Source organism: Mesorhizobium sp. M7A.F.Ce.TU.012.03.2.1 (genome assembly GCF_004006095.1).
Classification (GTDB): Bacteria; Pseudomonadota; Alphaproteobacteria; order Rhizobiales; family Rhizobiaceae; genus Mesorhizobium.
Window position 1 is genome coordinate 3,897,782 of sequence record NZ_CP034779.1, and the last position, 13,224, is coordinate 3,911,005.

At 65.3% G+C, this 13,224-nt stretch carries 8 protein-coding genes and 1 pseudogene; 3 read left to right on the top strand and 6 right to left on the bottom strand.

Annotated features, from left to right (window positions below):
- Positions 1-783: 783 nt before the first annotated feature.
- Positions 784-5,030, top strand: a pseudogene (locus EJ079_RS19050) (autotransporter outer membrane beta-barrel domain-containing protein); the annotation flags it as partial.
- A 309-nt stretch (positions 5,031-5,339) separates the two neighbouring features.
- On the opposite strand, the gene EJ079_RS19060 reads toward EJ079_RS19050, so the two are convergent.
- The 5 genes from EJ079_RS19060 to EJ079_RS19080 form a co-directional block, all read right to left on the bottom strand.
- Positions 5,340-5,579 carry a MoaD/ThiS family protein gene (locus tag EJ079_RS19060; RefSeq protein WP_127809782.1) on the bottom strand — a complete coding sequence of 80 codons (240 nt, stop codon included), beginning with the start codon at positions 5,577-5,579 and terminating at the stop codon, positions 5,340-5,342.
- Positions 5,567-7,837 carry a xanthine dehydrogenase family protein molybdopterin-binding subunit gene (locus tag EJ079_RS19065; protein WP_127809783.1) on the bottom strand — a complete coding sequence of 757 codons (2,271 nt, stop codon included), beginning with the start codon at positions 7,835-7,837 and terminating at the stop codon, positions 5,567-5,569. The genes EJ079_RS19060 and EJ079_RS19065 overlap by 13 nt, the downstream gene beginning before the upstream one ends.
- 1 nt (position 7,838) lies before the next feature.
- Positions 7,839-8,315: a (2Fe-2S)-binding protein gene (locus EJ079_RS19070; protein WP_013530647.1), complete on the bottom strand. Its 477-nt coding sequence runs from the start codon at positions 8,313-8,315 to the stop codon at positions 7,839-7,841.
- Positions 8,315-9,175 (bottom strand): xanthine dehydrogenase family protein subunit M, encoded by an 861-nt coding sequence (locus EJ079_RS19075; RefSeq protein ID WP_127809784.1) that lies wholly within the window; start codon positions 9,173-9,175, stop codon positions 8,315-8,317. Before EJ079_RS19075 ends, EJ079_RS19070 begins: the two co-directional genes overlap by 1 nt.
- A 284-nt stretch (positions 9,176-9,459) precedes the next feature.
- Positions 9,460-10,353: a LysR family transcriptional regulator gene (locus EJ079_RS19080; protein WP_127809785.1), complete on the bottom strand. Its 894-nt coding sequence runs from the start codon at positions 10,351-10,353 to the stop codon at positions 9,460-9,462.
- Between the two features lie 100 nt (positions 10,354-10,453).
- Between EJ079_RS19080 and EJ079_RS19085 the strand changes: the two genes are divergently transcribed.
- A complete protein-coding gene (locus EJ079_RS19085) occupies positions 10,454-11,212 on the top strand; it encodes an SDR family oxidoreductase (RefSeq protein ID WP_127809786.1) in 759 nt (252 codons plus the stop codon).
- Positions 11,213-11,266: 54 nt separating this feature from the next.
- Complete coding sequence (locus EJ079_RS19090) at positions 11,267-11,479, top strand: 4-oxalocrotonate tautomerase family protein (protein WP_127269408.1); 213 nt, start codon at positions 11,267-11,269, stop codon at positions 11,477-11,479.
- A 74-nt stretch (positions 11,480-11,553) separates the two neighbouring features.
- Here the strand turns inward: EJ079_RS19090 and EJ079_RS19095 are convergent, their stop codons facing one another.
- Complete coding sequence (locus EJ079_RS19095; RefSeq protein WP_127809787.1) at positions 11,554-13,212, bottom strand: acyl-CoA synthetase; 1,659 nt, start codon at positions 13,210-13,212, stop codon at positions 11,554-11,556.
- Positions 13,213-13,224: the final 12 nt, after the last annotated feature.

The following is a 13,224-nucleotide window of genomic DNA, read 5'->3' on the forward strand; positions in this document are numbered from 1 at the left end:
TCATGCTGCGTTCGGACATCCGGAATCGGGGGCTAAGGCATGGCGGGACGAATTCGCGCGGGCGGCGGGCTTTTGGCCGTGGCGCGCGGGCGGTTTTGGGCGGGAGCTTCCCTGGCAGCTTTGATCGTTGCCGGTGCGACCTCGCGCCAGGCGATGGCGGGCAACTACGTCGCCAACAGCGATAGCTCGCTTCGCACTGCGATCAGCGCCGCGAATGGGGACCCTGATTCCAACGCGACGATTACGCTGACCGCCAGCTTCACGGTAACATCCATTCCTCTGCCGGTGCCCACCAAGCCGCAGACGATCGACACCCAAGGGTTTACGCTGTTTGGCGCACCGGGCAGCGGCGTCGCAATCTCTGGCGCAGGCGCCGTGCGGACGCTGATGGGCACGTTCATGGGCTCGGACGGTGGCAGTTCATCAGCGGGGCTGCAGATGCGGAGTGGCGCCGCGGTGATCAATATGGGCTTGGTCCAGGGCGGAACTGGAGCTTCAGGATCTGGCGGCGCAGGCGTCGATTTTGGCGGCCCGGGCGCTGCCACGACGTTGACCAATCATGGAACCATCCGCGGCGGGCCCGCTGCGAGCGGCAGCGGCGGTATTGGCGTCTATGTTCGAAATGGCGCCGGCCAGATCATCAATACTGGCACCATCGAAGGGGGTGGCCCGGGTGGGGGCGCTATCGCGGCCAACGGCGCTGCCGTCTCGATAGATATTGTTAACAGCGGCACCATCCGGGCCGGTGCCGGCGCCGACGCGATCGGCTGGTTGCCGAGCGTCATGCCGACGACCGGCGTAATCCGTCTTGAGCTGCAGGACGGCTCGCAAATCTTCGGCAATGTGGTGGCGAACGCCACGGCGACCACCGACCGCCTTCGGCTCAGCGGAACTGGCTTCTCGATCCTGGATGGTTCGATCGGCAGCGCCGGGCAGTATCGCAACTTCGACATTTTCGAGAAGACCGGCAGTGGCACCTGGGCGCTGACGGCCGACAACACAGCCACTACCAATTGGGATATCCAGCAGGGCACGCTGCAGCTGGGCAATGGTGGCACCAGCGGCTCAATCATCGGCGACGTCGTCAACGCCGGCACGCTCGCCTTCAACCGCAGCGACGTGCTGACTTATGGCGGTGTTATCAGCGGCACGGGCACGGTCAGCCAGATCGGCAGCGGAACGACGATCCTCACCGGCGCCAACAACTATAGCGGCGGCACCACGGTCAATGCCGGCACGCTTCAAGTGGCCGCCGACGGCAATCTCGGCGCAGCCTCCGGCAATCTCAGCTTCGGCGGCGGCACGTTGCACACGACCGCCAGCTTTTCCACTGCCCGTGCTGTCCAGCTCAATGGCAATGGCGGGTTCGACACCGCCGCAGGCACGCAGCTCGACGTGACTGGCAAAGTGACCGGTGCCGGCACGTTGATCAAGAATGGTACCGGCACGCTCAACGTCACCAGCTTTTCCAACAATTACACAGGCGGCAACATCGTCAATGCGGGCACGCTCGCCGGGAACACCGTGGCCATCCGTGGCGACATCCTGAACAACGGCGCCGTCTCGTTTCTCGACCTTGGGCCCAACACCTTCGGCGGAAACATCTCCGGCTCGGGCAGCCTCGACGTCGAAGGCGTGGGCACGCTGACGCTGACCGGCACCAACACCCACGGCGGCGGCACCAAGGTCGGGGTCGGCAAAAGCGTCTCTGTCGCTTCAGACCAGAATTTGGGCACGGCGACGGGCCTGTTGGCACTCGACGGCGGCGAACTCGTCACGACGGCAAGCTTCGCCATGAGCCGCGATATCAACCTCACGTCCGGCTATGGCTTCTTCCGCACGGCGACGGGCACGACACTGACCGCCAATGGCGAGCTGAGCGGCGTGGGCGGCGTCTACAAGGAGGGCGCCGGCACCCTGGTGCTCAACGGCGACAGCACCTATTCCGGCCGCACCACCGTGGACGGCGGCAAGCTCGTGGTCGAGGGCTCGCTCGGCAACACCGAAACGACGGTCAACAGCGGCGGCACGCTGGGCGGATCCGGTTCGATCGGCGGCGCGGTGATCGTCGCCGATGGCGGCGTGCTGGCGCCGGGATCCAGCCCTGGCACGCTTACGGTCGGCTCGCTCAGCCTGAGCTCCGGTTCTATCCTCGACTACGAGCTTGGCCAGGCCGGCATTGTCGGTGGCGGTGTCAACGACCTGATCGAGGTGACCGGCGCGCTGACGCTGGACGGCAGCCTCAACATCACCGATGTCGGCGGCTTCGGGCCCGGCGTCTACCGGCTGATCAATTATGGCGGCGCGCTCACCGACCACGGTCTCGAACTCGACAATTTGCCGGCCGGCGTCACGGCCGCCGACCTGACGGTGCAGACCTCGGTCGCCAAGCAGGTCAATCTGATCAGCAGCGTCGGCACCGATTTGTGGTTTTGGGACGGCGACGCAGCCGGCAATGCCAACAACGATCTGGTCGATGGCGGCAACGGCGCCTGGACGGCGACGAGCCCAAATTGGACGACCAGCACCGGTCTGGTCAACGGAGCCATGAAACCGCAACCCGGCTTTGCCGTCTTCCAGACCCTCGGCGGCACCGTTGTCGCCGACGACAGTGCCGGTGCGCTGGAGGTCACCGGAATGCAGTTCGCCGCCGATGGCTACCGCATCGAAGGCGACCCCGTCACACTGGCCGGCGCCGGCGGCGAGAGCATCATCCGGGTCGGCGACGGGACGGTGGCTGGCGCGGGCTATACCGCGACCATCGCCTCGGTGCTGACCGGGGCGAGCGGCCTGACCAAGACCGATGCAGGCACGCTGGTGTTGTCGGGCGCCAACACCTACACGGGCGGGACCACGGTTTCGGGCGGTGTGCTTTCGGTTTCGGCCGACAACAATCTTGGCGACGCCGCCGGCGTCCTGACGCTTTCCGGCGGCACGTTGCGCAACACGGCGGTCTTCGGCTCGGCGCGCGACGTTACGCTTGCGGCCACCGGTGGCACCTTCGACACTGTGACCGACCTCACCTTGTCCGGCGCGATCTCGGGCGCCGGCAGCCTTGCCAAGACCGGCAGCGGAGCGCTGACGCTCACCGGAACGAACAGCTATGGCGGCAATACGCTGGTGAGTGCCGGCACTCTGATCGGCAATGCGGCTTCGATCCATGGCGACATCGGCAACTCCGGCACCGTCGTCTTCGACCAGACGGCCGACGCCAGCTTTGCCGGCGATATCTCCGGCACCGGCACGATGGTGAAGGACGGCGCCGGCTCGCTAACGCTTTCGGGCACCTCGCTGCTCGAGTGGACGATCGACCACGGCGGCCTCGTCTCGGCGGCCGAGCGCTTCGGCGGCGATGTCTCGGTTGGCGCGGGCGGCTCCTTCACCTTCGACCAGTCTGCCAACGCCAGCTATGCCGGCGTGCTCTCCGGCGCCGGCACTTTTGTAAAGGATGGTCCAGGCACGGCGCTACTCACCTCGAACAACTCGGCCTTCGCCGGCGCCACCTCAGTCATCGGCGGCACGCTCGCCGCGGGCGCGGCCAACGCGTTCAGCTCTTCGTCGCAGTTCTCGGTCGCGGCGGGTGCGACGCTCGATCTCGCCGGCACTTCGCAGACCATAGCCGAGCTGACCAATGCCGGGACTGTGGGTATCGCCGGCAGTCTTGGAAGCAAGCTGACCGTCAGTGGCGACTATGTCGGCAATGGCGGCAATGTTCTCATCGGCGCCGCCCTGGGTGCAGACAACTCACAGACCAACATGCTGGTTATCGCCGGGGCACGTCAGGCACGGGTACGCTCCAAATTGTCAATCTCGGTGGCGGCGGGGCGCAGACTGTCGAAGGCATCAAGGTCGTCGATGTCGGCGGCATCTCGAATGGCAGCTTCTCGCTCAAGGGCAACTACTCCTTCGAAGGCGATCAGGCGGTGGTCGGCGGCGCCTATGCCTACCGGCTCTACCAGGGCGGAACCAGCACGCCCGGCGACGGCGACTGGTATCTGCGTTCCGCCCTGATCGATGGTGGACCCGGAACTCCGCTCTATCAGGCCGGCGCACCGCTGTACGAGGCTTATGCGGGTGCGTTGCAGACCTTCAACCAGTTGGGCACTCTGCAGCAGCGGCTCGGCAACCGGTCGTGGACCGTCGAAGCGCAAGGCGCCGACGGTGTTTCCGACGATGTGAGGGCCGAAGCCGGCATCGGCCTGTGGGGCAGGATCGAGGGCACCAGCGGCTCCTATGATCCCCAGAATTCGACGACCGCGACGAGTTACGACACTTCGACCTGGAGGCTGCAGACCGGCGCCGACATGCTGCTTTCCGACAGCGCCGCCGGTCAGCTCATCGGCGGTGTCGCTTTCCAGTACGGCACCCTGTCAGCCGACGTCTCGTCGCTATTCGGCAGCGGGTCGATCGACACCACCGGCACCGGCGTTTCAGGCTCGCTGACCTGGTATGGCGCGGAAGGGTTCTACCTCGACAGCCAGGCGCAGGTGATCTGGTATAACAGCGATCTCGACTCGGCGACCGCCGGACAGCGGCTCGTCGACGGCAACAACGGCGTCGGCTACGCGCTCGGCGTCGAAGCGGGCAAGCGTATCATGCTCGACCCGAGCTGGTCGCTGACGCCGCAAGCGCAGCTTGCCTGGTCGTCCGTCGACCTCGACGCGTTCACCGACGCCTTTGGCGCAAGGGTTACTCCCGGCAGCAACAACAGCCTGCTTGGCCGTCTCGGCCTGTCGCTCGACCACCAGTCGCAGTGGCAGGACCGGGCGGGCCGCGCCGGGCACATGAATGTCTACACCGTCGCCAACCTTTATTACGATTTCGAGGACGGCTCGTCAGTGGACCTGGCAGGAAGCAGCCTGTCAAGCAGGAATGAGCAGCTCTGGGGCGGCATCGGCATCGGTGGCACAGTCAACTGGGCCGACGACAAGTTCTCCGTCTTTGGCGAAGCTGTCGCTCGTACGGGCCTGGAAAATTCCGGCGACAGTCACGCACTGACCGGTTCGCTCGGTTTCCGGGTCAAGTGGTAGATCGGCTGCGGCCGTTAGGTCCAATGCGGGAACCTGATGCCCACATTGCATTGATGGCCAATCATCACGCAAACGCAAACGCTGGACGGTCCAGCGGCCACAGCGATCATGCTGACCAGCGCGGTGCTACAAATGCCGATCAACTTTCTGACACTCGGCTGTCATGTCAAATGTCCGCATTTGGAGGTTGGCTAGCTCAGCGTAAACGACCGGGATTGGGCGCAAAGCAGACCACCTCCCTGTCGGAACCAACAGCGCTTTCATAGAATTTACGGTGACAGTGCACTTTTTACCTGTCAGTTGCCCGCCTCACCCCNGCCTCGGCAACAAAAAAATCTCCGCCCCCTCTGGCAGCTTCTTCGACCAGGTATCGCGGTAGATCGTCCCGTCGATGGCGACGGCGATGCCTTTGTCGATCAAGGGCTCGAGGCCGGGATACTGTTCAGCCAGCTTCCTGAACAGCTCCCTTATGTCCTTGGCCTCGATCTCGACCTTGCTGTTGCCTCCGGCGGTCGCGGCGAGCGAGCCCCAGAGCGTTACTTCGACCATTCCCGTTCCGCCTCGATCGCCGCCAGGATGCGCGGCGGCGACATCGGGATATGCGTCATGCGCACGCCCGCGGCGTTCGACACCGCATTGGCGATCGCCGCCAGCGGCGGCACGATCGAGGTCTCGCCGACACCGCGCACCCCGTAGGGATGGTTGGGGTTGGGAATCTCCAGGATCTGCGTGTCGATCATCGGCAGGTCCGAGCAGACCGGGATGCGGTAGTCGAGGAAGCCGGCGTTCTGCAGCCGCCCGTCCTTGCCGTAGATATACTCCTCGTTGAGCGCCCAGCCGATGCCTTGCGCGGCACCCCCCTGGTACTGTCCCTCGACATAGGTCGGGTGCACCGCCTTGCCGGCATCCTGCACGACCGTGTAGCGGATGACCTTGGTGGCGCCGGTCTCGGGATCGACCTCGATATCGCAGATATGGGTGGCGAAAGAGACGCCGGCGCCATCGGCGACGAGCTCGCTGTGGCCGGCGATCGGCCCGCCGGTCTTGCCCGACTCGACCGCGATCTCCTTCAGCGACAGCTTGCCGAGATTGCCGTGCTTCTCGCCCTTGGCGATTGCGTGGCCCTTTTCCCAGACCACGTCGTCGACGGCAATGTCCCACATCTGCGCGGCGCGCTCGCGCAGGATCTTGATCGCGTTGCGGGCGGCCGAGATCGTCGCCATGGAGGACGAGAAGGTGCCGCGGCTGCCGTCCGTCATGTCGTTGTAGCCGAGGCTGGACGTGTCGGCGACGATCGCCTTGACCTGGGAATAGTCGATGCCGAGTTCCTCCGCCGCCACCAGCGATAGCGATGCGCGGGAGCCACCGACATCGACCGTGCCGACGGCCAGCGAGACCGAGCCATCCATGCCGATGTTGAGGTCGGTGCAGGTCTGGCCGCCGAAATTGAACCAGAAACCGCAAGCCATGCCACGGCCCTGGTTCGGGCCGAGCGGCGCCTTCATGTGCGGATGGCTCTTCACCGCCTCCAGCGTCGGGCCGATGCCGATCGGTCCGTAGACCGGGCCGTAGGAGGATCTCGTACCTTCCTGCGCGGCGTTCCTGATCCGGAAATCGACCGGGTCCATGCCGATCTTCTTGGCCAGCTCGTCGACCGCGCTTTCCACCGCAAACGCTGCCATCGGCGCCGAGGGCGCGCGGTAGGCCGCGGTCTTCGGCCGGTTGACCAGCACTTCGTAGCCGACCGTCTTGACGTTATCGAGCTTGTAGCAGGCAAACGCCGTCATCGCACCGATCTCGGCCCAGGAGCCGGCATACGGGCCGCAGCTGTAGCGCAGCGTCGCTTCGGCGGCGGTGATCGTGCCGTCCTTGCGGGCGCCGATCTTGACGTCGATCGAGGTGGCGCTGGTCGGGCCCGAGGCGCGGAACACCTCGTCGCGGGTCATCACCAGCTTCACCGGCCGTCCGGCCTTGCGCGACAGCGCCAGCGCCACCGGCTCGGCCCAGACATGGGTCTTGCCGCCAAAACCGCCGCCAATCTCCGAAGAGGTGACGCGCAGCTTCGAGGCTTCCATGCCAAGCAGCTGGGCGCAGTGCTGGCGGTAGACGAAATGGCCCTGCGTGCAGACCCAAAGGTCGGCGGTGCCGTCGGAGCTGAAATTCGCCACGCAGGCATGCGGCTCGATATAGCCCTGGTGCGTCTGCTCGGTCTTGAAGGAGCGCTCGATGATGAAGTCGGCCTGCCCGAAACCCTGATGGACATCGCCATGGCCAAACTGGCTGCGCTTGGTGATGTTGGAGGGTTTTACCGGCTTTTCCTCAAGACCCTCGGTGAAGATGGCATCATTGATCAAGGGCGCCGTGTGCTTGGCCGCCTCGTCGACATCGGTGACATGCGGCAAAAGCTCGTACTCGACCTCGATGAGCTTCAGCGCCTGCCTGGCCGTGCGGGCATCGATCGCGGCGACCGCGGCCACCGCGTGGCCGTCATAGAGCGCTTTCGTGCGCGCCATGCAATTGTCGAGCACGTCGTACATGGCGGCATCGCCATCGGTGAGGTCGGGCAGGTCGGCCGCGGTGATCACCGCCTTGACGCCGGCGAGCTTTTCCGCCTTCGAAATGTCGATCTTGACGATCCTGGCGTGGGCGTGCGGGCTTCTGAGAACACGCCCGACCAACTGGCCGGCCATGTTGAAGTCGGCGCCATAGCGGGCGCGACCCGTCACCTTGTCGATGCCGTCGGGACGGATCGGACGCGTGCCGACGGAGGCGAATTTACGTCCGGAAAAACGTGGATCGAAATTCATCTCAGGCTCCCTTCATCACGATGGCCGCGTCCTGGACGGCGCGCACGATCTTGTCGTAGCCGGTGCAGCGGCAGAGGTTCCCGGCAAGGCCGAAGCGGATTTCCTCCTCGGTCGGGTCGGGGTTCTTGGCCAGGAGGTCCTTGGCCGCGATCAGGAAGCCCGGCGTGCAGATGCCGCATTGCAATGCGGCGTGCTCGAGGAACTTCTGCTGCAGCGGGTGCAGCGTATCGCCATGGGCCATGCCCTCGATGGTCTCGACGCGGCGGCCTTCAGCCTCGGCGCCGAGCACCAGGCACGAGCACACCAGCCGATCGTCGAGGATGATCGAGCAGGCGCCGCAGTCGCCGGTGCCGCAGCCTTCCTTGGCGCCCGTCAGCCCCAGCCGATCGCGCAGGACGTCCAGCAGCGTCTCGTCGGGCTGGCAAAGATATTCGACAGCGTCGCCGTTGATTGTCGTTGAAACTGCTATACCAGCCATCATTTGCCTCCTGCACGTGCATAGGCTGATGTGGCGGCCCGCTGGGCCAGCACACCCGCAACTTTTCGTCTGAATTCGATGGTGCCGCGCTTGTCGTCGATGGGACGGCAAGCCCCCGCGCAGACCTTGGCGAGCCGCTCCAGCGTCGCCTCGTCCAGCCTGGAGCCGATGAGCACCTCCGCCGCCTCCTCGACCAGAAGCACCGTCGCCGCCACGGCGCCCAGCGCCACGCGGGCCGATTTGACGACACCGTGCTCGTCGAGCGTCAGGTTCACGCCGGCACTGACCACCGCGATGTCCATTTCGGTGCGTGGAATGAAACGCAGATAGGCATCGCCCGAGCGCGGCTCGCGCTTGTCGAGCAGGATCGCCTCGATGATCTCGCCTTTGGCCAGCGACGTCTTGCCCGGCGCGGTCGGCACGCTCTGCACGGGAATCGTGCGCCGGCCGGCCGGCCCGACGACCACTGCCTTGGCGCCGGCGGCAACCAGCGCCGGCACGCTGTCGGCGGCCGGCGAGGCGTTGCAGAGATTGCCCACGATGGTGCAGCGTCCCTGCACCTGCTTCGAGCCGATCAGCTTGGCCGCCTCGACGACACCGGGCCACGCCTTCCTGAGGGCGGTGTTCTCTCCCAGGACGGCGCAGGGAACCGCGGCGCCGATGCTGAAGCCTTCAGCGGTTTCCCGGATCTCGCTCAAGCCATCGATCGCCTTGATGTCGACGATCAGCTCTGGTTCGGCAAAGCCGCCCTTCATCCTGACCAGGAGGTCGCTGCCTCCCGCGAGGATGGCGGCCGTACCAGCCGACCCGGCCAAGTGGCCAACGGCATCTTCTATTGAAAGCGGACGTATGTAGCGCATCGTCTCCCCTTGGTCATCGCGATTTCAGCGACCGTTATAAACAGTCTCCTCATAATGGCTATCCGGTTCCTCAACTGCGGCGATTAGGCCAGGCGCCGCAATATCCAGTCCAACAGACGGAAAGTGGCGCGCTGAATGGCAGCAACCGACTTTGGGATGATTTTCGTGAAACTTCGGCTATGGATCAAGTGCGCTCATTCGCCCTTGTCCGCCTTTGGACCGGAACGGCCTCAGCCCGTGAGGCGCTTTCCCGGGAAACTGTTCACATTTTTCCTGGAATTGCCCTAGAGATCGGCCTCAGCGAAGATGCGCGAGGCCCAGTCGAGGAAGACGCGCAGGCGTGGCGAGAGCTGACGGTTCTGCGGGTAGAGCGCCGACAGCGGTGTCGGCGATGGCGGATAGTCGGCCAGCACCTCGACGAGCGTCCCATCCGCCAGATCCTTTTCGAAGCGATAGCGCGGCGCCTGGATCAGGCCGAGGCCAAGCCGCGCCAGATCGGCGGCGGTGTCGGAATTGTTGGCGGCGACGCGGCATGGCAGCCGCACCTCACGGATACTGCCGGCGACGGTGAATTCGAACGGAAGGGTCTCGCCAGTGCGCGACGAAACAAAGCCCACCGCCTGGTGACCGTCGAGCGCATCGGGGGAGACGGGCGTGCCGTGGCGCTCGAGATAGGCAGGGCTGGCGCAGGTGATCTCGCGGATGACAGCCAGCCGCCGCATGATCATGCCGCTGTCGGGTAGCTCGCCGACGCGGATGACGCAGTCGACGCCTTCACGCACGAGATCGACCAGCCGGTCGCTTTGGCCGATCTGCAGGTCGATCCTGGCATAGCGGGCGAGGAACTCCGGCAGGCGCGGCAACAGGAAGGTGCGGGTGAGCAGCGTGCTGGCGTCGATGCGCAGCAGGCCGAAAGGCTCGGCATTGCGAAAGGCGGCCTCGGCATCCTCGATCTCGGCCAGGATCGACAGGCAGCGCCGATAGTAGGCTTCGCCGTCCTGCGTGGCGTTCACCTGCCGCGTCGTTCGTTCCAGAAGCCGCGCGCCGAGATGCTCTTCCAGCCGCCGGATCGCTTCCGTTGCAGTTGAACGCGGCAGGCCGAGATCGGCCGCGGCAGCGGTAAAGCTGCGCCTCTCCAGAACGCGAACGAAGAGCCGCATCGTGTCCAGTCGATCCATGGCCCTTGTTCGCAATTTCCGAATAGTGATGTCAATAGATGGCTGATTATACGGAAAGCGGGTCGGCCTATATCCGTGTCACCAACACGGAGAGACTTCCATGACATCCAATCAAACAAGTACGGGTGGCCAAACCAGAACCGCGATCGTGACCGGCGCCTCCAAGGGCATCGGCGCCGCCATCGCACAGCGGCTCGCCCGCGATGGCGTCGCCGTCGTCCTCAATTATGCACGGGGCCGCGCCGAGGCCGAAGAGCTTGTGCGCAGCATCGAAGCCGGCGGCGGCAAGGCAATCGCCGTTCAGGCCGATATCGCCGATCCGAATGGGATCGCAGCGCTGTTCGACGCCGGCGAGAAGGCGTTCGGCGGCATCGACATCCTCGTCAACAATGCCGGCGTCATGAAGATTTCGCCGATGGCGCAGACCGACGACGCTTCGTTCGACACGCAGATCGCGATCAATCTCGGCGGCGTGTTCCGCGGCATGCGGGAAGGCGCGCGCCGGCTTCGCGACGGCGGCCGCATCGTCAATTTTTCCAGCAGCGTCGTCGGCCTCTACCAGCCGGGCTACGGCGTCTACGCCGCCACCAAGGCGGGTGTCGAGGCGATGACCCACATCCTGGCCAAGGAGCTTGGCGCGCGCCGTGTAACCGTCAACGCGGTGGCGCCCGGACCGATCGAGACCGCGCTGTTCACGGACGGCAAGAGCGAGGCGCAGATCGAGGCCATCGGCAAGATGATCCCGCTCGGCCGGCTTGGCCAACCTGACGACATTGCCGGGCTGGTCTCGTTCCTGGCCGGGCCGGACAGCTTCTGGGTCAACGGACAAATCATCCGCGCCAATGGCGGCGTCGTCTGAGCCGTCGCAGACCGCTCCACCCCGAACCTGAAATTCCACAGAAAGGAAAAGATCATGCCATTCGCCAACATCAAGTTACCGCAAGCGGCGCTCTCCAGGGCGCAGAAGGAAGACCTCATCCATCGAACGACAGCCATGTTCGTCGACTTTTTCGGCGAGGGTGTGCGCCCCTTCACGATGGTGCTGGTCGAGGAGGTCGCCGACGGCGGCTATGGCCGGGCTGACGAAGTGTTCGTCGTGCCGGAAGTTTTTCGCGCAAAGGAGTAGTGCCGGGCCGTTCCCGGGGGAGCCACGGGTCTCGCCCGTCCTTCGGGACCTCCCAAGTGGGGAGATCGGCAGCGTCACCCCTTCCGCTTCTCCACCTCGGCCTTCCTCAGCAGGAACCGCTGAATTTTGCCGCTGGGTGTCTTCGGCAACTCGCTGACGAACTCGACCTCGCGCGGATAGGCGTGGGCCGAGAGGCGCTTGCGGACATGCTGCGCCAGTTCCTCGGCCAGCGCCTCGCTGCCTTGAAAGGCGGGCGCCAGAACGACGAAGGCCTTGACGATTTCGGTGCGCTGCGGGTCGGGCACCCCGACGACGGCTGCCTCGTTGACCGCCGGATGTTCGATCAGCGCGCTTTCGACGTCGAACGGGCCGATGCGGTAGCCGGCCGAGGTGATGACGTCGTCGGCGCGGCCGATGAAGGAGATCGAGCTGTCGGGCTCGAACTCGACCGTGTCGCCGGTGCGGTAGTAGCCGCCGGCTATGGCCGGCGTCTCCGCCTGATGATAGCCGCCGAACCAGCGCAGCGGCGAGTTGGCGATGTCTACGGCGAGGATGCCGGGCTGGTTGGGGCCAAGCTCGTGGCCGGCCTCATCGAGCACGACGATGCGATAGCCCGGCATGGCAAAGCCGGCCGAGCCGTGGCGCACCTTGTGCGACAGGCCATGATGGTTGTTGACCATCATGCCGTTCTCGGTCTGGCCGTAATGGTCATGGATGGGTGCGGCGAGATGAGCGTCGAACCAGCGGATCACCTCCGGGTTGAGCGGCTCGCCGGCGCTGCTCACCACGCGCAGCCGACCCTTGACGCGGGCGGCCGCCTCGGGTCCTTCGGCCAGCAGCAGGCGGAAGGCGGTCGGCGAACCGGCAAGGCTGGTGACGCCGAGACGCTCGATGATGTCGTAGGTGCTCCTGGCGGTGAAGGCGCCCTCGTTGAAGGTCGTGGCGATGCCGAGCAGCAGCGGGCCTGTTATGGCGTAATAGAGACCATAGGCCCAACCAGGGTCGGCGATGTTCCAGAAGACGTCGGCGGGCCGCAGTCCGATGGCATCGCGCATATAGGCGCCGAAGGCCAGCAGTGCACTGAGCGGCACCGGAACGCCCTTGGGGAAACCTGTCGTGCCCGAGGTCGACATCATCATGAACAAATCGTCGCCCTTGCGTATCACCGGCTGGCAGTCAGGCGAGGCGGCAGCAAAGGCGGCGCGGAAATCGATGTCGCCGGCCGGCAAGACTTCGCCGGGGGCAAGGATGGTCGCGACGCGGGGACAATCCTCGACCTCGTCGAGCTTGCCGCGGTTGGCCATGTTGGTGACGACGAGCTTGGCGCCGCTGGTTTTCAGCCGGTGGTCGATGGCCTTCGGGCCGAAAGCGGTGAACAGCGGCTGGTAGACCGCGCCGATGCGCCAGGTGCCGAGGATGAGCGCCACCAGGTCGGGAATGCGCGGCAGCATGCCGGCGACGATGTCGCCGGGGCCGATGCCAGCCGCTTTCAGCATGTTGCCGACGCGCGCGGACATATCCTTGAGGCCGTCGAAACTGAATTCCCGCAGCTCGCCACCGGCGGAGATGGCGCGCAGCGCCAGCCGATTCTGGCCGGTATGGCGATCGCAGCATTCGATGCAGGCATTGATGCCGGTCGTGGGGTCGCCCTGCAGCCGCGCGATTTCATCCTCGATGCGAAACTGAGCAATGGCATCGACATAGCGCGGCAGCGGCGCCGGTGTGTTGGTCATGGCAATCCTCCC

Coding starts and splice junctions, on each gene's coding strand:
- EJ079_RS19065 (WP_127809783.1), bottom strand. CDS start 7,837: ATGAATTTCGATCCACGTTTTTCCGGACGTAAATTCGCCTCCGTCGGC.
- EJ079_RS19070 (WP_013530647.1), bottom strand. CDS start 8,315: ATGGCTGGTATAGCAGTTTCAACGACAATCAACGGCGACGCTGTCGAA.
- EJ079_RS19075 (WP_127809784.1), bottom strand. CDS start 9,175: ATGCGCTACATACGTCCGCTTTCAATAGAAGATGCCGTTGGCCACTTG.
- EJ079_RS19080 (WP_127809785.1), bottom strand. CDS start 10,353: ATGGATCGACTGGACACGATGCGGCTCTTCGTTCGCGTTCTGGAGAGG.
- EJ079_RS19085 (WP_127809786.1), top strand. CDS start 10,454: ATGACATCCAATCAAACAAGTACGGGTGGCCAAACCAGAACCGCGATC.
- EJ079_RS19090 (WP_127269408.1), top strand. CDS start 11,267: ATGCCATTCGCCAACATCAAGTTACCGCAAGCGGCGCTCTCCAGGGCG.
- EJ079_RS19095 (WP_127809787.1), bottom strand. CDS start 13,212: ATGACCAACACACCGGCGCCGCTGCCGCGCTATGTCGATGCCATTGCT.